The sequence below is a fragment of the Allobosea sp. RIT-PG3_2 genome, from assembly GCF_057321085.1.
In genome coordinates this window covers 249,031-269,635 of the sequence record NZ_JBXWCA010000003.1, presented here as the reverse complement: position 1 = coordinate 269,635, position 20,605 = coordinate 249,031, and the positions used below count along the sequence as shown (strand labels likewise).

General features: G+C 65.1%; 22 protein-coding genes and 1 tRNA gene. 4 read left to right on the top strand and 19 right to left on the bottom strand.

The genetic code is table 11. The features are described from left to right. Positions 1–102 precede the first annotated feature (102 nt). From AC2FAN_RS11635 to AC2FAN_RS11575, 13 genes are all read right to left on the bottom strand, one after another. A complete protein-coding gene (locus AC2FAN_RS11635) occupies positions 103–1,500 on the bottom strand; it encodes an FAD-dependent oxidoreductase (RefSeq protein ID WP_485174145.1) in 1,398 nt (465 codons plus the stop codon). Between the two features lie 56 nt (positions 1,501–1,556). Then, on the bottom strand, positions 1,557–1,871 hold the full coding sequence (locus tag AC2FAN_RS11630) for an ArsR/SmtB family transcription factor (protein WP_485174143.1): 315 nt from the start codon (positions 1,869–1,871) through the stop codon (positions 1,557–1,559). 58 nt (positions 1,872–1,929) lie between these two features. Continuing rightward, positions 1,930–2,982: an ACR3 family arsenite efflux transporter gene (gene arsB, locus AC2FAN_RS11625; RefSeq protein ID WP_485174141.1), complete on the bottom strand. Its 1,053-nt coding sequence runs from the start codon at positions 2,980–2,982 to the stop codon at positions 1,930–1,932. A 6-nt stretch (positions 2,983–2,988) separates the two neighbouring features. Further along, positions 2,989–3,513, bottom strand: a complete 525-nt coding sequence (locus tag AC2FAN_RS11620) for an arsenate reductase ArsC (RefSeq protein WP_485174139.1) — start codon at positions 3,511–3,513, stop codon at positions 2,989–2,991. After that, a complete protein-coding gene (locus AC2FAN_RS11615; protein ID WP_265055022.1) occupies positions 3,506–3,862 on the bottom strand; it encodes an ArsR/SmtB family transcription factor in 357 nt (118 codons plus the stop codon). The genes AC2FAN_RS11620 and AC2FAN_RS11615 overlap by 8 nt, the downstream gene beginning before the upstream one ends. A gap of 567 nt (positions 3,863–4,429) precedes the next feature. Further along, the gene (locus AC2FAN_RS11610; protein WP_485174137.1) at positions 4,430–4,981 is read right to left on the bottom strand and encodes a hypothetical protein; all 552 of its coding nucleotides are present in this window, start codon (positions 4,979–4,981) and stop codon (positions 4,430–4,432) included. Positions 4,982–5,175: 194 nt separating this feature from the next. After that, a complete protein-coding gene (locus AC2FAN_RS11605) occupies positions 5,176–5,604 on the bottom strand; it encodes a SpoIIAA family protein (protein ID WP_485174135.1) in 429 nt (142 codons plus the stop codon). A 6-nt stretch (positions 5,605–5,610) separates the two neighbouring features. Then, complete coding sequence (locus AC2FAN_RS11600) at positions 5,611–5,781, bottom strand: aspartate-alanine antiporter-like transporter (protein WP_265055021.1); 171 nt, start codon at positions 5,779–5,781, stop codon at positions 5,611–5,613. Positions 5,782–5,810: 29 nt separating this feature from the next. Further along, positions 5,811–6,074 (bottom strand): hypothetical protein, encoded by a 264-nt coding sequence (locus tag AC2FAN_RS11595; RefSeq protein WP_265052066.1) that lies wholly within the window; start codon positions 6,072–6,074, stop codon positions 5,811–5,813. A 677-nt stretch (positions 6,075–6,751) separates the two neighbouring features. Continuing rightward, positions 6,752–6,827, bottom strand: a tRNA-Thr gene (locus AC2FAN_RS11590). Between the two features lie 91 nt (positions 6,828–6,918). Beyond that, a complete protein-coding gene (locus AC2FAN_RS11585; RefSeq protein ID WP_485174133.1) occupies positions 6,919–7,857 on the bottom strand; it encodes a prephenate/arogenate dehydrogenase family protein in 939 nt (312 codons plus the stop codon). Positions 7,858–7,862: 5 nt separating this feature from the next. Further along, positions 7,863–8,963, bottom strand: a complete 1,101-nt coding sequence (hisC, locus tag AC2FAN_RS11580; protein ID WP_485174131.1) for a histidinol-phosphate transaminase — start codon at positions 8,961–8,963, stop codon at positions 7,863–7,865. A gap of 39 nt (positions 8,964–9,002) precedes the next feature. Beyond that, positions 9,003–9,836, bottom strand: coding sequence for a chorismate mutase (locus tag AC2FAN_RS11575; RefSeq protein WP_476804657.1), 834 nt, complete (start codon positions 9,834–9,836; stop codon positions 9,003–9,005). 173 nt (positions 9,837–10,009) lie between these two features. On the opposite strand from AC2FAN_RS11575, the gene metX reads away from it, so the two are divergent. Together metX and metW are read left to right on the top strand one after the other, a co-directional pair. Further along, complete coding sequence (gene metX / locus AC2FAN_RS11570; protein WP_485174129.1) at positions 10,010–11,179, top strand: homoserine O-acetyltransferase MetX; 1,170 nt, start codon at positions 10,010–10,012, stop codon at positions 11,177–11,179. 196 nt (positions 11,180–11,375) lie between these two features. Next, positions 11,376–12,008, top strand: a complete 633-nt coding sequence (gene metW, locus AC2FAN_RS11565; RefSeq protein ID WP_476804655.1) for a methionine biosynthesis protein MetW — start codon at positions 11,376–11,378, stop codon at positions 12,006–12,008. On the opposite strand, the gene AC2FAN_RS11560 is transcribed toward metW, so the two are convergent. Next, the gene (locus AC2FAN_RS11560) at positions 11,999–12,604 is read right to left on the bottom strand and encodes a class I SAM-dependent methyltransferase (RefSeq protein WP_485174127.1); all 606 of its coding nucleotides are present in this window, start codon (positions 12,602–12,604) and stop codon (positions 11,999–12,001) included. The genes metW and AC2FAN_RS11560 overlap by 10 nt on opposite strands. 180 nt (positions 12,605–12,784) lie before the next feature. Beyond that, positions 12,785–15,403, bottom strand: coding sequence for an ATP-dependent chaperone ClpB (gene clpB, locus AC2FAN_RS11555; RefSeq protein WP_485174125.1), 2,619 nt, complete (start codon positions 15,401–15,403; stop codon positions 12,785–12,787). Positions 15,404–15,577: 174 nt separating this feature from the next. On the opposite strand from clpB, the gene AC2FAN_RS11550 reads away from it, so the two are divergent. Then, on the top strand, positions 15,578–15,892 hold the full coding sequence (locus AC2FAN_RS11550) for a DUF2293 domain-containing protein (RefSeq protein WP_265052058.1): 315 nt from the start codon (positions 15,578–15,580) through the stop codon (positions 15,890–15,892). Positions 15,893–15,971: 79 nt separating this feature from the next. Then, on the top strand, positions 15,972–16,757 hold the full coding sequence (locus AC2FAN_RS11545) for an MOSC domain-containing protein (RefSeq protein WP_265052057.1): 786 nt from the start codon (positions 15,972–15,974) through the stop codon (positions 16,755–16,757). Positions 16,758–16,823: 66 nt separating this feature from the next. On the opposite strand, the gene AC2FAN_RS11540 is transcribed toward AC2FAN_RS11545, so the two are convergent. The 4 genes from AC2FAN_RS11540 to prfA form a co-directional block, all read right to left on the bottom strand. Beyond that, complete coding sequence (locus AC2FAN_RS11540; protein WP_476804651.1) at positions 16,824–17,840, bottom strand: DUF4167 domain-containing protein; 1,017 nt, start codon at positions 17,838–17,840, stop codon at positions 16,824–16,826. 405 nt (positions 17,841–18,245) lie between these two features. Next, positions 18,246–19,085, bottom strand: a complete 840-nt coding sequence (prmC, locus tag AC2FAN_RS11535) for a peptide chain release factor N(5)-glutamine methyltransferase (protein WP_485174122.1) — start codon at positions 19,083–19,085, stop codon at positions 18,246–18,248. A 62-nt stretch (positions 19,086–19,147) separates the two neighbouring features. Beyond that, entirely contained in the window at positions 19,148–19,399 is a 252-nt protein-coding gene (locus AC2FAN_RS11530) for a hypothetical protein (protein WP_265052054.1), read from the bottom strand. Between the two features lie 74 nt (positions 19,400–19,473). Further along, complete coding sequence (prfA, locus tag AC2FAN_RS11525; protein WP_476804648.1) at positions 19,474–20,559, bottom strand: peptide chain release factor 1; 1,086 nt, start codon at positions 20,557–20,559, stop codon at positions 19,474–19,476. Positions 20,560–20,605 lie beyond the last annotated feature (46 nt).

The following is a 20,605-nucleotide window of genomic DNA, read 5'->3' as shown; positions in this document are numbered from 1 at the left end:
CTGATCCTGCCGTAGCGCAAAGAACCTGGGTAACGCCCAGAGCGAGGATGAGCCCGATCCTTGCAGCAGGGACCGGGCTCGTTTCCCAATCGGCAAGTGTCGTTATTGCGTTTGAACGGCCTCGCCGATCTTCGACGAGCTGTCACAGCCGCAACCCGCCTTGCCCTGCGTTTTGGCGGAAGCGTCGTCGACGCAGCAGGCGTCCGCACCGTCCGGAGCCGGACCTCCGCAGCAACCGCCGGTGCTTTCAGGCGCAGCCGCGCATACGCCCGTTTCCGGCAGAACGAGCTGGACATCGTCGGCCGCCGCCATGTCGCCGGCGATCGCGGCAACGACCGACCGGACCTGCTCATAGCCGGTCAGCATCAGGAACGTCGGCGCGCGGCCATAGCTTTTGATCCCCACGGTGTAGAAGCCCGGCTCCGGGTGGGACAGCTCGCGATGCCCGTGCGGGGGCACCGAACCGCAAGAGTGCAGGTTTGGATCGATCATCGGGCCGAGCGCCTTTGCGCTCTCCAGCCACGGATCGAGCTCGATGCGCAATTCACGGGTCAATGCCAGATCGGGACGCTGCCCCGTACACACCACGATCTGGTCGACGGACCCGACCGTGCGAAGGCCATCAGGCGTCTCGCCATCGAGAACGAGTTGGCCGCTCGCCTCGCGCACCGCGGTGACTGCGAAACTGGCGACGAGCTCGATGCTGCGCCCTTCGACGAGCTGCCGCAGCCTTTGCCCCAGGTCGCCTCGCGCGGCGAGCTGATCGTTGGCGCCGCCGCCATAGACACGGGACAGGTTGTTGCTGCGAGTCAGCCAGATCGCTTTGGTGGCAGGTTCGGTGGCCGCGAGCGCGGTCAGGTCGAGCAAGACGTTTGCGGCGGAATGCCCGGCGCCGACGACGACCGTGGTGCGCCCGGCATAGCGTGCCCGGTCGCGGCCGAACACATCCGGGATGCTGTAGGCGATCCGATCGGCAAAGGTCTCCTCGCCTTCAGCAGCGATGCCACCTGCTCCGAGCGGGTTTGGTGACGTCCAGGTCCCCGAGGCGTCGATCACCGCCCTCGCGAGCTCGCGGCGGACGCGCCCTTCGGCGTCGACGATCGTCAGCTGGAAGGGGCGCAGCTCACGGTCACGGCTGACCACCTTATCGACGCCGCGCCGCCCGATGCCCTTGACGCGCGCTCCATATTCGATGACCGGCGCCAGCTCAGGCGTCTGCCAAAGCGGAGCAAGGTATTCGCCGACGAGGTCGGCGCCCGTCGGATAGACCGTTGCGTCAGGCTCCCGCCATCCTGCCTTGTCCAGCAGCGAACGCGCAGCCGGATCGACATTGTAGGCCCACGGCGAGAAGAGCCGAACATGACCCCAATCGCTGACGCTCGCGCCAGCCGCAGCGCCGGCTTCGTAGACCTTCACGGAAAGGCCGCGCGCGATGAGGTTGGCCGCAGCGGCAAGGCCGACAGGGCCGGCACCGATGACGGCCACAGGCAGTTTCATCATGACACTATATCCCGTTATTCTAGAATGATGGAATTATAAGACAAATAAAAAGCGGCTCACGCGGCCCGATCGGAGGCCGAGCAGGCTTCATCGGCGCAGCATTCGTCCGCGAGGAAGCCCAGCAAGGCGGTCATTGCAGGGTATTCGGCTCGGCAGATCAGTGTCGTGGCCTGCCGCTCCTGTGAGACCAATCCGTTGTGCACGAGGCGCTGAAGATGGTGCGAGAGGGTCGAGGCGGGAATGCCCAAACGCTCCTGCACCTGGTTGACCGGCAGGCCGCCATGACCGGCACGGACGAGGACCCGGTAGAGTTCAAGGCGGGTCGGATTGCCGAGCGCCTCAAGCTGCTTTGCTGCTTCTTCGACTTTCATGGAAGTAGACTGCGCCGCTCTTGAGAAGCCGTCAAGCCATATTTCGACAATTGTCGAATCATTCGGCGGCCTGCGCCTTTCGAACTCTGCTTCCGCGCTCGTACCAGCCTTTCGACCCGTTCACGATCCAGACCACGGTGAGCATGGCGGGGACCTCGATCAGCACGCCGACGACGGTGGCGAGCGCCGCGCCGGAGTTGAAGCCAAAGAGGCTGATCGCGGCAGCGACCGCCAGCTCAAAGAAGTTCGACGCGCCGATCAGCGCCGATGGACCGGCGACGCAGTGCTGCTCGCCGGCAACCCGGTTCAGCAGGTAGGCGAGACCGGCATTGAAATAGACCTGGATCAGGATCGGCACCGCCAGGAGCGCGATCACCATCGGCTGCGCCAGGATCTGCTCGCCCTGAAAACCGAAGAGCAAGACGAGGGTGGCGAGCAGCGCCACGAGCGAGGCCGGGCCAAGCCAACCGAGCAGGCGATCCAGCGCCGCCTGTCCGCCACCCGCCAGAACACGGCTGCGGACGACTTGTGCGACCATCACCGGGATGACGATGTAGAGGATGACGGAGAGAATGAGCGTCCCCCACGGCACCGTGATCGCCGACAGGCCGAGCAGCAGTCCGACGATCGGGGCGAAGGCGACGACCATGATCGCGTCATTGAGCGCGACCTGGCTGAGGGTGAAATGCGGCTCGCCTTTCGTCAGATTCGACCAGACGAAGACCATGGCGGTGCAAGGCGCCGCCGCCAGGATGATGAGCCCGGCAATATAGCTGTTGATCTGGTCGGCCGGCAGCCAGGGCCGGAACAGCCAGGCGATGAAGAGCCAGCCCAGCGCAGCCATCGAGAACGGCTTCACCGCCCAGTTGATGAAGAGCGTGACGCCGATCCCGCGCCAATGCCTGCCAACTTGTCCAAGTGCCGCGAAGTCGATCTTCAGCAGCATGGGAATGACCATCAACCAGATGAGCACGGCGACCGGCAGGTTGACCCTGGCGATCTCGGCCGCACCGATCGCATGAAACAAGCCGGGCATGACATGCCCGAGCGCGATGCCGACGACGATGCACAGTGCGACCCACACCGTGAGGTAGCGTTCGAAAGTAGACATGTGGCCTCAGGCGCCGTTTGCGCGGTTGCTGGCGCCTTCCAGCGCGCCGATCTGCCGAATGCGCTGTGCCAACGCCATCGCGTCGAGGCTGGCGACCGGCAGTGCGAGAAGCACATTGATGCGATTGCGCAGGTAGCGCAGCGCCGTCACGAAGGCGCGCTCGCGCTCGATCTCGGTGCCTTCGACATTCGAGGGGTCTTCGATGCCCCAGTGTGCGGTGATCGGCTGCCCCGGCCAGAAAGGGCAGGCTTCGCCGGCCGCCTGGTCGCAAACCGTGATGACCATATCCATGACCGGTGCGTCAGCCGCCGCAAACACGTCCCAGGTCTTCGAAGACAGGCCCATGGTCCCGATGCCCTCGGCCTCGAGTACCTTGAGCGCCAACGGCTTTGGACCGGGACCACCTTCGCTGCCGGCGGAAAAGGCGCGAAAGCGACCCTCGCCAAGATGATTGAGCAGAGCTTCCGCCATGATCGAGCGCGCGGAGTTGTGAGTGCAGAGAAAGAGCACGTTGTGAACGCGGTCAGGCATCGGTTGTGACCTTTGTAGGGCAGCAAGGGCTGAGTTCGGCCAGCAGTGGCGCGCAGATCTCCGCGCGGCCGCCGCAGCAATCCTTGAGGAGGAACGCGACGACGGAACGCAGACCGTCGAGGTTGGCCCGGTAGACGACGGAGCGGCTGAAGCGCTCTGAACGGATAAGCCCCGCTCGGCTGAGAATGCCGAGATGCGACGACATCGTGTTGTGCGGAACATTCAGGCGCCGGGCGACCTCGCCGGCAGGCAGGCCCTCAGGCTCGGCCGTTACCAACAGGCGAAAAACATCGAGGCGGGTGCCCTGCGCCAGGGCGGCCAGCGAAAGGATGACGTATTCATTTTCCATATGTCGAGACTTATCGACATAATGGCGACGATGCAAGACGCCTTTGCGCCAGCGCTCAGATTGGCAACCTGAACCGGGCTTACGAACGGCGGATCCGCCTCTGTTCCCCGTCGAAGGCAGCTACCGGATCGGTCGGCTGCTTGAAGTCAGCACAATGCGCCATAAGCGGCACTTGGAGCGCCGCCCAAAAGCAGACCTGCGCTGCGCGACCGGGGCAGGACGTGAGCGGGTCCATCCAAGGCATTTGAAGGACAGTGTCCGGCAATGGGCTCAGACCCAAACCGGCTTCCGAGGAGTGGTCCCGTCAGCCCCGTTTTTCCTATCGGCAGATGCCCTCGCCTTTCGCCCAGCGCACCAATGTCAGAGCCAAAGTCAAAAAAGGCTGCTCGATCGGCGGCTCGCGAAAAGACGGGCGGCAGCAGTGGCTCGGGACCGCCATCGAACTGCTACAGCGCTCACATGCGCGATGCAGACGACCAGCGCCCCATCTCCCGAAACAATGCTGACGCTGCTCCGCCGATGGTATCGGCTGCGAGCGTGCCGAGCAGCCCTGCACGGATGGGAGGTTTACCAGCGCCGACCATAATGCCCGACAACTGGTCGGTTATTGTAATATGCGGCGCGACCGATGGCGGCACGCCGATTCTGATAGGCGTAGTGCCGAACGACCGGCCGGCCATAATAGCCTCGGCCGTAGTAGCCGCGGCCATAGTAGCCGCCACCTCCATAATAGGTGGGGGCCGAGGTGTTGTAGTAGACGGCTTGCGGATAGCCGGTGACGGTTGCGGGTTGGCAGTATTCGCTGCCGCTATAGATGGTGCGGTAGGAGGTGGTGCTGTAGCCGCCATTGCCATAGTAGCCGTAGGTAGGCTGTGCTGCGTAGCCATAACCATAGGCAGGCGCTGTTGCGAGCGCCCCCGCCACGAACCCGATCCCGGCTGCGACGGCCCGGCCGCCATAGTAACCACCTCGGTATCCGCCGTAGTACCCGCCTCGGTAACCTCCGTAATAACCTACCCCGATACCACGTCGGTATTGGGCTTCGGCGTCACTCGATGTGAGGGCAAAACAACCAAGGCCGATTAAGGCGGCGACATGTATGGGAAGCAGCTTGGTCATAGCTTCACCTTTACAAAGCCCGCCACCAGATCGCTGTCGCGCGGCTGACGGACCTGATCCGCGCGGCATCTCGATGAAATCCTTAACGCCTCGTTATAGAGTGTTTACTTTGATGAGTCTTGATCTGAGTTCCTGATCGCGTGAGATTGACGAAAGGTCAGGCGACAAACGATGGCGTTGCGGGGCCACTTTATCTAGCCGGCCGCCAACCACACCAAGGCCTGCGCTTTTTCGCCAGACGGGAATTGCCGAATTTCTGCCGCTACGAAGTGCTTCGCTATATGCGGCATGATTTGAAGGAGCTCGCTGTCCGTAACTATGGCGATACGAGCGATTTTGCGGTGATGATCCTTTACGAAACGAAGGTGCGATACCAATGCGCCGAAGCTTTCCCAACCCGGGAAAGCCTTCGCGAGCAGCATCAGCCCGGTAAGTCGACCACTGGCTGCGATATACGGGTCGATCTCCTCCGATAGTCTCTCAAAATCGGATTGTCCGAGCGGTCCATGCGGCGACAGAATGGCAATTCCCTCGTCGCGTCGCAGTTCGATTTCGATCATGTGCCACCCAACTGTCGTCTCAGAAATTCTCATCCCGTCGAAGTTGCTGATCTTTTTCGTCAACGCGCGTTACCCCAAGTCAAAACGATATTGGCCGGCAGGCTGCGGGGCGAAGCGCAGCAGACCTATCCCCGCTTCACGCAGCGCCGAAACGAAACTGGGTCCCGCCTGGATTCCGGTGAGCCCCACGAAGGCCGCCAGCCCGAGCGTCGTCATGAGGCCCACCGCATCCGGGGGAATCCGCCGGGCGGCGAGCTGCTGAACCCACGCTACTTGGGAAGGCAGTCGACATTATAGGCGATGATGATTTCGCCGGGACCGCCCTTGCCGATGCTTCTCAGGTCTTCCAAGCCGCTCTTCAGTTTGGTGCCTGCTTCTTTCAAGCTTTCTTCCAGCTTTGACTTGGCCACTTTGCATCGATCTTCGCTCGAGAATTCCTGAAATACGACAGTCGGCATCAACCTCCATTCCGCCCTGTCGTTCGAAGCCGCAGGATTGACCGAGTAAGAGAAGACATACATCAGAATCCACATAGGCCTGCTCCCGCTTCAATGGGCTGACCGACTCCGCGGCCGCCGCCTGGTCAATCAATCGCTTTTCAGTATCTCACGAGCGAGGCGGCCCAGATGGTCGCCGCCGAGGTGGGCCGGCGGGAAACCGGAGCGAATGGATCGAGACGGAAGCTGAGCCGACACGGACACCTCCAAATGCCCGCAGGGCCAAGCGCACTGCCGGCGAGGATTTCTTTGGGAGGAACTGCCGCCGGCAGCGACCCAAACAAAGGGGCCATTCAGCGCGTGATCAGAGCAGCGATCAATCCGGGCGACAATTGACCTTAGGGACAGGGCGGACGCTTGGCAGCGCATCGGGCCTTCGCGATCGACGCCGTCGCGCGGCGCGCCGAACGGGCGGCGGAACTGCCGAAGCTCCCCTTGCGCAGGTGTGGAGATCGCGGTCGCCGCCGTTGGCAAACTCGGAGCGCCTGAAGGTGCCATCGCTGCGCTGCGTTTTGTCGAAGGCCGGGATTTGCGGCTGGATCCCACGCTCATGAACCAACCAGGCAAGGTTCTCTGCCGAGCCATGCGGTCGACGCAATTTACCGACGATGGGTTGGGAGGCCAATGGGCCGGCCCGGACAGCCAAGCACACGAACCGGTCATCCGACTTGATCGGATGGTTCAGCTATTTCGCACATTCTCGGAGGGGTAAATGGTGCCGCTTGAGGGATTCGAACCCCCGACCCCCTCATTACGAATGAGGTGCTCTACCAGCTGAGCTAAAGCGGCAACGGGTGGCGCTGTACCAGCAGGCGGGGGGCTTGGCAAGCCAAACTCACCGTCATGCACACCGTCTCGACGTGGCTGCGCACAGCAGCCGTCAATCCTTGCGCAGCTTCTCCGTCTCCGGCTTCTCCTGGCCGAGCGCGACGATGCCGCGGCGGATGGCGCGGGTGCGGGTGAAGTGCTTGTGCAGCGTCTCGCCGTCGCCGTAGCGTATCGCGCGGGTCAGCAGCGCCAGGTCCTCGTTGAAGCGGCCGAGCATCTCCAGCACGGCTTCCTTGTTGTGCAGGAAAACGTCGCGCCACATCGTCGGGTCAGAAGCGGCGATGCGGGTGAAATCACGGAAGCCGCCGGCCGAGAACTTGATCACCTCGGATTGCGTCACTGCCTCCAGATCCTCGGCCGTGCCGACGATGTTGTAGGCGATGAGATGCGGCAGGTGGCTGGTGACGGCGAGCACCAGATCATGATGCTGGGCGCTCATCACCTCCACGAGCGCGCCCATCCCCTCCCAAAACTGGCGCGTTCTGGCGATTGCCGCGGGGTCGGTTCCCTCGGGCGGGGTCAGGATGCACCAGCGGTTGAGGAAGAGGCTGGGGAAGCCGGCATCGGGGCCGGAATTTTCCGTGCCCGCGACAGGATGGGCCGGGACGAAGGAGACGCCTTCCGGCAGATGCGGCAGCACGGCGTCGACGACCGAGCCCTTGACCGACCCGACATCGGACAGGACCGCGCCCGGCTTCAGCTCCGGAGCGATCTCGGCCGCGATCGCTCCGCAAGCGCCGACCGGCACGGAGAGAATGATGTGATCGGCATCGCGGGCTGCCTCCGCCGCTGTGTCAGCGACGGCATGGCCAAGGCCGAGCTCGCGCGCCCGCTTGCGGACGGCCTCGTCGCGATCGGCCAGCACGATCGTGGCGGCGAGGTTCAGCTCCTTCGCCGCGCGCGCGATCGAGGAGCCGATCAGCCCGATGCCGATGATGGCGAGACGGGCGAAGACCGGTTCGGAGCGACGCGGCGCGAAGCTTTCCGCCATTTCGATCAAGCCTTGAGGAAATCGGCGAGCGCGGCGACGACGAGGCGGTTCGCCTCCTCGGAGCCGATGGTCATGCGCAGCGCGTCCGGCAGGCCATAGCCGCCGACGGCGCGCAGGATGAGGCCGCGTTGGGTCAAGAAGGCGTCGGCCTCCTTCGCGGTCTTGCCGGGCGTCTTGGTGAAATGGACCAGGACGAAATTGCCGACCGAGGGGGTGACGGTGAGGCCGAGCTTCTCCAGCTCGGCCGTCGTCCAGGCCAGCCACTTCTCGTTGTGCTCGAGCGCGGCGGCGACATGGGCCTCGTCGGCGACGGCGGCGGCTCCCGCCTCGATAGCGGCGCCGTTGACGTTGAAGGGGCCGCGGATGCGCTCGAGTGCGTCGATGATATGGGCCGGGGCATAGATCCAGCCGATGCGGAGATTGGCGAGGCCGTAGATCTTCGAGAAGGTGCGGGTCATCACGACATTCTCGCTCTCGGCCACGAGCTCGATGCCGGAGGCGTAGTCGTTGCGGCGGACATATTCGGCATAGGCAGCGTCGAGAACGAGCAGGACATGCGGCGGCAGGCCGGCCTGCAGGCGCTTGACCTCGTCGAAGGGCAGATAGGTGCCGGTCGGGTTGTTGGGGTTGGCGAGGAAGACGATCTTCGTCTTCGGTGTTATCGCCGCGAGGATGCCGTCGACATCGGCCGTGTAGTTCTTCTCGGGCACGACGACCGCCTTGCCGCCCATGGCAAGGATGGCGATGCGATAAACCAGGAAGCCGTACTGGCTGTAGATGCCCTCGTCGCCCGCGCCGAGATAGGCCTTGGTGACGAGCTCCAGCAGTTCATCCGAGCCATTGCCGCAGATGATCCGCGCGGGGTCGAGGCCGTAGCGGCCGGCGATCGCCTGCTTGAGCTTGCTCGACGTGCCGTCGGGATAGAGCTCCAGCTTGGCGGCGAGGCCCTCAAAAGCGGCAATCGCCTTCGGGCTCGGGCCGAGCGGGGTCTCATTGGAGGAAAGCTTGTGCAGCTTCACGCCGGCAGGCGCGGCCGACTTGCCGGGAACATAGGCCTCGATGTCGAGGACGCCGGTACGGGGAACGGGGCGGGAAGCGCTCGTCATGGTGATGGACCTTGCAGCGGAAAGCAGTACCGAGCCCGCTCAGCGGGCGGATTTGACGGCGAAGCGGGCGGCGTGGCTGCCAACCTCGGAGAAGTCGCTGAGACCGGCCGGCGCCAGCGCATTGCGGATCACGGCTTGATCGACCTCACCGGAGGCGGCCACCAGCAGCGAGAGATGCGAACCATCGGCGGCCGAGGCCGAGACCTCGGCCAGATGTTCGGCGAGGCCATGGCGCAATGCCTCCGACCAGCGCTCGACGCGGGCGGCGTAGAGCACGATCTCGCGCACGGCGGCATCGGTCAGCGGCTTGGCGATGCAGTAGACCGGCGTGCCGGCCGGATGGTCCGGCCGCTCGATGAAGGGCAGGCGCGCGATGATCTTCGGGCGGTCAGGCCCGATCAGGTCGCGCCACCAGATGCCGGCGCTGGCGCCCTGGTCCATGCGGAAGATACCGAGATCGCCGGCCGACTCCGCCACGGTGCGGATGACCGCACGCGCATCCTCATGCGGGACGAAGGGCACGGTGAAGCCGAAATGGAAGCGGGCGGAATCCCGCATCGCCGCATCGCCGCCGGAGACATCGGCGTGGACGGAGTAATTCGCCTGCACATAGGTGAAGGTCGCGATGATGATGCGCCAGATACTCTCGACCGTGTCGAGCGGCAGCAACCCCTTATGCCTCAAGGCGAGACGCTTCATCATGTCGGCCTCGCGGCCGGGGCGGAAGGCGGAGCCGGAGGCCTGGGTCTTCTTGACCGAAATCAGCGTCTCGATGATCTGCGAGCGCTCCATCAGCAGCGCATGCATCTCGCTGTCGATACGGTCGATCCCGGCGCGCAGGTCGGCGAGGGTCGTGGGGGCGGCTTCGGTCATGGGCAAGGACGCGCTTTCCGGCAAGGCCACGCTCCTTAGCGCCCCGGCGCGGCCTTGGCAAAGCCGGCTGCACAGTCCCGCGTTGACAGCGGCGCGCCGGCGCGGCATCGCTAGAGTTCGATTTTCCGAACGCCTGGACCGGCAAGACAAATCAGACTGTCGATGCGGACGAAATGAGCGATCTCTCCCCCAGCCTGGCCGATCCGCAAAAGGAGGCCAACGAGCCTTCGAGCCCGGTCGCTCGTTTCGGTTCAGACACGCCGCTGCTGATGGATTGCGGTGTCGTGCTCGACCAGTGGCAGATCGCCTACCAGACCTATGGCGAATTGAATGCCGACAAAACGAACGCGGTCCTGGTCTGCCACGCCCTGACCGGCGACCAGTATGTCGCGAGCCGCAATCCGATCACCGGCAAGGGCGGCTGGTGGACCGCGATGATCGGTCCGGGCAAGCCGATCGACACCGACCGTTTCTTCGTGATCTGCGCCAATGTCGTCGGCGGCTGCACCGGCACGACCGGGCCGGCCTCTACGAACCCAGAGACCGGCCAGCCCTGGGGCCTCTCCTTCCCGGTCGTCACCATTCGCGACATGGTGCGGGCGCAGGCGGCGCTGGTCGACTCCTTCGGCATCGAGACGCTGTTCTGCGTCGCCGGCGGCTCGATGGGCGGCATGCAGGTGCTGCAATGGGCGGCGAGCTATCCGAGCCGCGTGTTTTCGGCGCTGCCGCTGGCGACCGGCGCCAAGCATTCGGCCCAGAACATCGCCTTCCACGAGGTCGGCCGGCAGGCGGTGATGGCCGATCCCGACTGGCGGCAGGGGCGCTATCTCGAAGAGGGCACGCGACCCTCCAAAGGCCTCTCGGTGGCGCGGATGGGCGCGCACATCACCTATCTCTCGGAGCAGGCGCTGCACCGCAAGTTCGGCCGCAAGCTGCAGGACCGGGAGGCACCGACCTTCTCCTTCGACGCGGACTTCCAGGTGGAGAGCTATCTGCGCCATCAGGGCTTGAGCTTCGTCGAGCGCTTCGACGCCAACTCCTATCTCTACGTCACGCGGGCGATGGATTATTTCGATCTCGCCGCCGACCATGACGGCGTGCTCGCACGCGCCTTCGCCGGCATCAAGACGCGCTTCTGTGTGGCGTCCTTCACGTCGGACTGGCTGTTCCCCACTGCCGACTCGCGCGCGATCGTGCATGCGCTCAATGCGGCCGGCGCCTCGGTCTCCTTCGTCGAACTGGAAAGCGACAAGGGACACGACGCCTTCCTGCTGGAAGAGCCCAATCTTTTCGCGACGACACGCGGCTTCATCGGCGCGGCGGCACGGGCACGCGGACTGTGAGGATGCGGAAACTCCGTCATTCCGGGGCATCGCGCAGCGATGAGCCCGGAACCCAGAACCGATGCCGTTCATTCAGAGGGCGTCGGCCGGCAGGCGGCTTGATGACCGAAAACCGCGGTTCTGGGTTCCGGGCTCGCCCCGGCGGGGCGCCCCGGAATGACGGCGGCGGATCCCGCGCGCAAGAAAGCCTTTCCGGATGACTCTCCCCGACACCCAGACCAACCGAATCGACCTTAAGCTCGTCGCCGAGATGGTGCAGCCAGGCACACGCGTGCTCGATGTCGGCTGCGGCGACGGCGCGCTGCTCGCCCTGCTGGCCGAGACCCGCAACGTCGATGCGCGCGGCATCGAACTGTCGCGCGAAGGCGTGGCCGATTGCGTGACGCGCGGACTCTCGGTGATCCAGGGCGATGCCGATACCGACCTCGCCGACTACCCGGACGACAGCTTCGACTACGTCATCCTCTCCCAGACGATCCAGGCGACGCGCAATCCGCGGCTAGTGCTGGAGCAGATGCTGCGGATCGGCCGGCACGCCATCATCTCCTTCCCGAATTTCGGGCATTGGCGGATGCGCAGCCAGGTGTTCTTCCAGGGGCGGATGCCGGTGACGGACGCCCTGCCCTATACGTGGTGGGACACGCCCAACATCCATTTCTGCACGATCCGCGATTTCGTTACGCTCTGCGACGTGATCGGCGCCAAGAAGGAGCGCGCCGTGGCGCTTGATGCCGCCGGCGGCAAGGTCGGCGTCAACGCGCCCTGGTGGTTCTGGAACCTGTTCGGCGCGCAGGCGGTGTTCCTGCTGAAGCGCTCCCGTCAAGCCTGAGACGGACGCCGGAACGCGACATCGTACAGCCCGGCCGGCTGAAAGGCGAAGAAGGCCATGGGCCAATTCGCCGCGCGGGCGAAATCGGTCGCCGCTCGGTGGACGCCGTATCGGCCGAGCCACGGGTCGATATGGGCGAAGTCGTTGAAGGCCAGATAGCCGCCCGGCTTGACCTTGGGTGCCGCGGCGAGCGCATCGCGGTGGCAGCCTTCGTAGGAATGGTCGGCGTCGATGTAGATGAAATCGAAATGCCCGTCCGGAAAGGTCGCGATCACCTCGTTGGTCAAGCCCAGGTGGCGGACGACCTCGGGCCCGGCCAAGCCTCGCGGATCGAACCAGGAATCATCGATGTCGATGAGATGCAACTCAGCGGGGTTGCTGCGGGCCAGGATATCGCGGGCGAAATCGCCGCGATAAGTGCCGAGCTCGGCGATCCGCCCTCCCTTCGGCAAAAGGTCGAGGATCGCCTGACGCGAGGCACAGAAACGGCAATCGGCGAGCAGTGCGTCCGGCAACGGCCCGGAGCACGGCACATCGCCGAGGCTTCGCGCGACGCGATAGGCACGGCGCACCGGAGCCGGCAGGCGCGTACGCACCCGCATTTCCAGCCGTTTCAAGGTTTCCCGCAGCAAGAACTCTCCCCTTCGCGCTCAAAGCCGCCGCAAGGCGTTAGCAGAGAAGGGCCGCCGCCGCCAAGCTCCGGGCCGGCGGCGCTCACAGCCGCGAGCCCGACGAGCGGGATGCGCCGAAGCGTATCCGCCCCGGCGCCGTGATCCTCAGTTCAGCGCGACGCCGACGGGCCGCTTCTCCTTCACGGCCGGGACCGAGCCCAGCATCAGCGAGCCCGGACCGACGGTGACAGGGACCGTCTCGCCGTCCACTATGTCGCCAGCGAGGATCGCTTCCGCCAGCGGGTCCTGGACCGACTTCTGGATCACGCGCTTCAGCGGGCGCGCGCCATAGGCCGGGTCGTAGCCCTTCTCCGCCAGCCACTCGCGCGCTTCCTTGGAGAGCTCGAGCGTGATCTTGCGATCGGTCAGCAGCTTCGCGAGGCGCGCCATCTGGATATCGACGATCGCGCCCATGTCCTGCCGCCGCAGGCGGTGGAACAGGATGATGTCGTCGATCCGGTTCAGGAATTCCGGCCGGAAAGCATGGCGGACCACGCCCATGACCTCGTCGCGAACCGCGTCGCTGTCCTGCCCCTCGGGCTGGTTCACCAGATACTCCGAACCGAGGTTCGAGGTCATGATGATCAGCACGTTGCGGAAATCGACCGTGCGACCCTGCCCGTCGGTCAGGCGCCCGTCGTCGAGGACCTGCAACAGGACGTTGAACACGTCCGGATGCGCCTTCTCGACCTCGTCGAAGAGCACGACCTGATAGGGCCGGCGGCGCACCGCCTCGGTCAACGCCCCGCCCTCCTCATAGCCGACATAGCCGGGAGGCGCGCCGATCAGCCGGGCGACCGAGTGCTTCTCCATGTATTCGGACATGTCGATGCGCACGAGCGCCGTGTCGTCGTCGAACAGGAACGAAGCCAGCGCCTTGGTCAGCTCGGTCTTGCCGACGCCGGTGGGGCCGAGGAACATGAAGGAACCGATCGGGCGGTTAGGATCCTGCAGGCCGGCACGCGCCCTGCGGACGGCGGTCGAGACCGCTTCCACCGCCTCGCGCTGGCCGACGACGCGGGAGGCCAGAACCTCCTCCATGCGCAGCAGCTTCTCCTTCTCGCCTTCGAGCATGCGGTCGACCGGCACACCGGTCCAGCGACTGACGACCTGCGCAACATGGTCCGGCGTTACGGCCTCCTCGACCATGCCGGCATCGTCGCCCTTCGCCTCGACCTCCGCGAGCTGCTTTTCGAGCCCGGGGATCTCGCCATAGGCGAGCTCGCCGGCGCGCTGGTACTCACCCTTGCGCTGGGCCTGGGCGAGCTCGTTGCGGGCATTGTCGAGCTTCGTCTTGATCTCCGCGGCCTTGCCGAGCTTGTCCTTCTCGGCCTTCCACTTGGTGGTGATCGTGTCGGAGCGCGTCTCCAGATCGGCCAGCTCGGATTCGAGCCGCTTCAGCCGCTCTTTCGAGCCCGCGTCGCTTTCCTTCTTCAGCGCCTCCTGCTCGATCTTGAGCCGGACGATCTCGCGGTCGATCGAATCCAGCTCCTCGGGCTTGGAATCGACCTGCATGCGCAGCCGGGCCGAGGCCTCGTCGACAAGGTCGATCGCCTTGTCGGGCAGGAAGCGGTCGGTGATGTAGCGGTTCGACAGCGTCGCGGCCGAGACCAGCGCCGAGTCGGTGATGCGGACGCGATGGTGCTGCTCGTACTTCTCCTTCAGGCCGCGCAGGATCGAGATGGTGTCCTCGACCGTCGGCTCGTCGACGAAGACGGGCTGGAAGCGCCGCGCCAATGCGGCGTCCTTCTCGACGTATTTGCGGTACTCGTCGAGCGTGGTCGCGCCGACGCAATGCAGGTCGCCGCGCGCCAGCGCCGGCTTCAGCAGGTTCGACGCATCCATCGCGCCGTCGGTCTTACCGGCGCCGACGAGGGTGTGCATCTCGTCGATGAACAGGATGACGCCGCCATCCGAGGAGGAGACCTCGGTCAGCACGGCCTTCAGCCGCTCCTCGAACTCGCCGCGATATTTCGCGCCGGCGATCAGCGAGCCCATGTCGAGCGCGAGCAGTTCCTTGTCCTTCAGGCTCTCGGGCACGTCGCCATTGACGATGCGCAGCGCGAGGCCCTCGGCGATGGCGGTCTTGCCGACGCCGGGCTCGCCGATCAAGACCGGGTTGTTCTTGGTCCGGCGCGAGAGAACCTGGATGGTGCGGCGAATCTCCTCGTCGCGGCCGATGACCGGGTCGAGCTTGCCGTCGCGGGCCGCTGCGGTCAGGTCACGCGCGTATTTCTTCAGCGCATCATAGGCCTGCTCGGCCGACGCGGAATCGGCGGTACGGCCCTTACGGATCGCCTCGATTGCGGCGTTGAGCGCCTGCGGCGTGACGCCGGCCTTGGAGAGCGCTTTGCCAGCCTCGGTGTCCTTCTCGATCGCCAGAGCAAGCAGCAACCGCTCGACCGTGACGAAGCTGTCGCCGGCCTTCTCTGCCGCCTTCTCGGCGGTGTCGAAGACGCGGGCGAGGCCCGGCGTCAGGTTGAGTCCGCCCGAGCCGCCGGAAACCTTCGGCAGCTTCGCCAGCGCCTGATCAACGAGTTGAAGCGCGACACGCGACTGACCGCCGGCCCGGTCGATCAGACCCGCCGCCATGCCTTCGTTGTCGTCGAGCAGCGCCTTCAGCAAATGCTCGGGCGTGAACTGCTGGTGCCCCTCGCGCAACGCGATGGTCTGGGCCGCCTGCAGGAAGCCTTTCGCCCGGTCGGTATATTTCTCGATATTCATTCAGATCACTCCGCCCGCAGGCTGCGCCCCGTGGCGACGCGAACCTGCTGCCTTTCATCAGGATAGGGCGCCGCGATGGGCCGCCCTTCGCCCTCCAAGATAGTGTGACATTGGCGCAACGGAAGAGGGCCTCCGCACAATTGACCTGGCGCATGCGGCAGGCACAGATCGGGCATGGCCGGGACCAAGCGACAGCAGGCGATTCGTCGGGCGTTGAGGGCGCTGGCGCCCGGCATCCCGTTGTCCGACGCCGAGGCGGTGGTCACGCTGGCGGAACGGCGGCACATGAAGGGCCTGCCTCCTTCCACCGCGCTCTGGCTCGCGCTGGGCAGCCATGTCCGCCACGTCCATACCGACTACGAGCGCCTGCTGGCGGAAGGCTACGATCGCGACGCCGCCCGCTTCTTCGTCGCCGACGAGACCGATGCAGCGCTTGCCGGCTGGGGCTGCCAGCGCTCGGTCAGCGACGCAGAGGACGAGCCGGATTGATCGAAACGGATACAAGAATTGATCTGTCAGGGCCGGCCGGCGAGGCTATGGTCCGCCATCTTTTCGCTCGGACCGGACCATGCGCATCGAAACGCTCTATCGCTACCCCGTGAAGGGGCTCTCTCCGGAACGACTCCAGCGCGCCGAGCTGCCGACGGAGGGGTATTTCCCCGGCGACAGGCTGTTCGCCATCGAGAACGGAGTGTCGGGCTTCGATCCTGCCGAGCCGGTGCACCAGCCGAAGATCAAGTACCTCATGCTGATGCGCAACGAGTCGCTGGCCCGGCTGCGCAGCCGCTATGACGATGCGAGCGCCGATCTCGTCATCAGTCAGGACGGCGAGGAGGTCCTGCGTGCCGCGACGGGAAGCGAGGCCGGCCACACGGCCATCACCCGTTTCTTCGAGGGCTTCATGCCAGACGAGTTGCGCGGGGAGCCGAAGCTGCTGACGGCGCCGCCGACCTACCGCTTCACGGATTCCCGTTCGGGCTTCGTCTCGATCATCAACCTCGCCAGCGTCGCCGATCTCGAACAGCGCCTCGGTCGACCCGTCGATCCGCTGCGCTTTCGCGGCAACCTGATGGTGAGCGGGCTCGCACCCTGGGCCGAGAACGATCTCGTCGGCCGCGACCTCTCCGGCCCGGGCGGCCTGCAACTGCATGTGATCAAGCGGATCGAACGCTGCGCCGCCACCAATGTCGACCCCGAAACCGGCGCGCGCGACATGCAGATCCCGAAGGCGCTGATGAAGAATTACGGCCATGTCGATTGCGGCATCTACTGCCGCATCGTCGCCGGCGGGACGCTGCAGGAAGGCGACGTGCTGGCGCCGGCACAAGTGCCGGCCGAACTCGGCATCGCCTGAGCAAGAGCCCAACAGAAAAGGGCCCTCGCGGGCCCCTTTCCAAACGTATCGATCAGTCGTTCCGGCTTACTCGGCCGAACCATCCGTCTCGGAACCGAGTGCATCCATGACCTCGCGCGGCGAACGGCGGCGACGCGTGCGCTTGGGCGCCGCCTCCCCCGCAACGTCCGTCGCAGGTTCTGCCGGAGCAGCAACCGGCTCGGCCGGAGCAGTCTCGACCGGCGCCGCGACCCGCACAGGGTTGGTCAGGAAGGACGGCAGCGCGGCGGCGACGTCATCGCCCGCATCGCTCTCGACCTCACGCTCGCGACGCGGACGGCGCTCGCGCTGGGGACGCTCGGGGCGTCGTTCGCTCTGGATCTGCTCGGGAGCAGCCTCGGCCGGAGCGTCGCCACCGACAGGGATATCGGAACGCGGCGCATCGGGACGTGGCGCGTAACCGCCGGGAACACCACCCTGCCCCGCTTCGGCATTGCGATCGAAGCGGCGCTCGCCACGATCCTGACGATCGAAGCGACGGTCGTTATTGTTGTTGGTGTTGGTGTTGTTGCGGTCGTTGTTATTGAAGCGCTCGCGGCGGTTCGGCCGGTCGAAACGCTGGCCGCCCTGCTGCTGACCGTCGCCGGCCTCGCCTTCGACACGCTGGCTGTGGCCGTTGTAGCCATTCTGGCCGTTATGCCCGTTCGGCGCGCGGAAATCAGGCTGCGGCCCGCTGCCGGGCTGGAACGCGCCTGGCTGGAAGGACTGGCCGTCATCGTCGCCTTCCTCGTCGCCCTCTTCCGCATCCTCGTTGAAGGCGCGGTTCGGCGGGAACGAATGGCCGAACTGCTGGGCCATCTGCTCCTGCGCGGCGAGCAGGATGCGATAATAATGCTCGGCGTGCTGGAAATAGCCTTCGGCCGCGACCGTATCGCCCGAAGACTGGGCGTCACGCGCAAGCTGCAGATATTTCTCTGCGACATGCTGTGCCGTGCCCCGGACCTTTACGTCCGGACCGTTCGACTCATAGCTACGCTGCAGTGGATTTGGAGATTTGCGGTTACCGTTATTGTTGTTGCCACTATTATTGTTACGGCCGCGCATACGCCGGTTCTGACCTGGTCTCATTCGCGTCTGTCTCGCGCTCTTTGCTCAAAGCAACCGTGGTGCCGTCATGCGCGTTGCGACACACAGCGGGTTGCGACGCTGCGTCGGCTTGAGTTGACCCGAAGGGGCGATACGCCGTTTCTGGTCTTCACGCGCTCTTTTCCAAAAAAGGGGCCTTAACCCCATGAGCCGATCGGCGCCACAACGCCTTCGGGGCTCCATCCGGCTTGTCAGCTACATCGTTCCAGGAAGACGCCTGCAAACGATGCCGAGTTCGAGCAAATCCTGTACGATCGGGAACTGCCCAGAGGCTCGGCTCTGACGCCACCAGCTTCGGCTGAATGCTGCATAGCTGCTTTTGGCGGCCTCTCCAAGCGAAATCGACCAAAAGCCTGTGCATTCTCAAGCGACCGTGAAGATCAGCGCCCTTTCATGCCCACCGAGATCGCTCCTGCTGCCCAGGAATTCGAGCCCGCCTTCGCGCATCAGAGCGACGACGTCCGTGCCCTGCCCGGCCCCGATCTCGAAGACGATGATGCCGCCCGGCGCAAGCAACGCAGGCAAGGTCCGGGCGAAGATTCGATAGGGCTTCAGACCGTCACTTCCGCCGTCGAGCGCCAGAAGCGGGTCGTGCTCGCGCACCTCGACGGACAAGGTGGCGATCTCGGCCGACGGGATATAGGGCGGATTGGAAAGAATCACATCGAAGCGACCGGCCAGACCCTCCGTCCAGTCGCCTTGCCTGAACGTCGCACGCTCCGCCATGCTATTGAGGGCCGCATTGCCGGCGGCCGTAAGCGCGGCCTCCTCCGACAGATCGACGCCGAGCCCTGTCGCACGCGGCAACTCGCTCAGGAGCGCAATGAGGAGGCAGCCCGTGCCGGTGCCAAGGTCGAGAAGCGACAGGGGTTCGTGGCGGCGGTCGACCAGCTGCTTCAAAGTCGCTTCGACGATTGTTTCGCTATCGGGCCGCGGCTCCAGCGTCGCGGGCGAGAGTCGGAACGGCAGGCCCCAGAATTCGCGCTCGCCGAGAATCCGCCAGACCGGCTCGCCTGCGAGGCGCCGGCTTGCGAAGCCATCCAGCCGCGCAAGTGCCTCAACCGGCAGGTGCATGTCGGGATCGGGGTTCTCGGTGGCAAGGCTGCCTTCGACGAGAAGACGAGCGTCCAGTCCCGGCGTCGCCGAGCCGGCCCGCAGGAGACGTTGCACAAGAAGACGCCGCGCCTCCCTTACGGTCGGCACGGCGCCCTCCCCTGACCAATCGATGCCGGCGGGCGAACCGCGCGCCGGATCCGAATCGCCTATTAGCTGTTGCCCTGCATCTTCTGGTCGACGCACAGCTTCATCTTGGTGTTGATGGAAGCCTTGCTTTCGCGGGCACCCTTCATCTCCATCTGGCAAGCCTTGCGTGCCTGCGACTGGGTCATAGCACCCTGTATCGCTGCCGGCTGGCCGGAGGTCATCTTCTGAAAGGTCTTTTCCTGAGCCTGCGAGGCGCCGCTCATCGCGAGCGCCATCATGCCGGCCATCGCGACTGTCGAAATCGTCTTGATCATGGGAGGGTCCCCCCTTTGCTGGTGTCAATACGACATCAACGCCGGCAGGGCGATTTGGTTTCATCGCCACGCTTTCACGACGACCCTTCTTCCGCCAGCAGCCTTGCCTGATGCTCGGCGGTCAGCGCATCGACGACCTCGTCGAGAACAAGACCCTGCATCATCTCGTCGAGCTTGTAGAGCGTCAGGTTGATGCGATGGTCGGTGACCCGCCCCTGCGGGAAATTATAGGTCCGGATGCGTTCCGAGCGATCGCCCGAGCCGACCTGCGAGCGCCGGTCCGCCGACCGCTCGGCATCGATCCGCATGCGCTCCATGTCGAAGAGCTTCGCGCGCAGCAACTCATAGGCCCTTGCCTTGTTCTTGTGCTGCGAGCGCTCGTCCTGGACCAGCACGACGGTGTTGGTCGGGATGTGGGTCAGGCGTACCGCCGATTCCGTCTTGTTGACGTGCTGGCCGCCGGCACCGCCCGAACGCAGCGTGTCGATGCGGATATCGGCGTCGTTGAGCGTGACATCGACTTCGCTCGCGAGCGGCAGGGTCGCCACCGTCGCAGCCGAGGTATGGATGCGCCCGCTCGTTTCGGTGTCCGGCACGCGCTGGACGCGATGGACGCCGGATTCGAATTTGAGGCGGGCATAGACGCCGCGGCCGTTGATCTCGGCGATGACTTCCTTGTAACCGCCGACCGTACCTTCGCTCTCGGACAGCACATCGACGCTCCAGCCCTTCTGGGCGGCGTAGCGCTGGTACATGCGCAGCAGATCACCCGCAAAGAGCGAGGCTTCGTCCCCACCCGTGCCGGCGCGGATCTCGAGGATGACGCCGCGCTCGTCGGCGGCGTCCTTCGGCAGCAGCGCGATCAGGATTTCGCGGGCGCGCGCCTCGATTTCGACTCGGGCGGCGTCGCGCTCCTCATAGGCTAGATCGCGGAACTCGGCGTCGGTGGCGGGGTCGGCGATCAGGGACTCCGCTTCGTCGAGCGAGAGCTGAGCCTGCCGCCAGGCGGCGATCGCCGCGACGACCGGATCGAGCTCGGAGAGTTCCTTGGCGAGTTCGACGGTCCGCACGGGATCGCTCGCGTGATTGATCTCCTCGGTCGCAGCGGCATGGCGCGCCACGATGCCGTCGAGACGATCCTGGGGAAGCTGAAGGGACATGGAGAACTCTTGAAACGATGGGGAAAAGGCCGCGGAGCGAGAACAA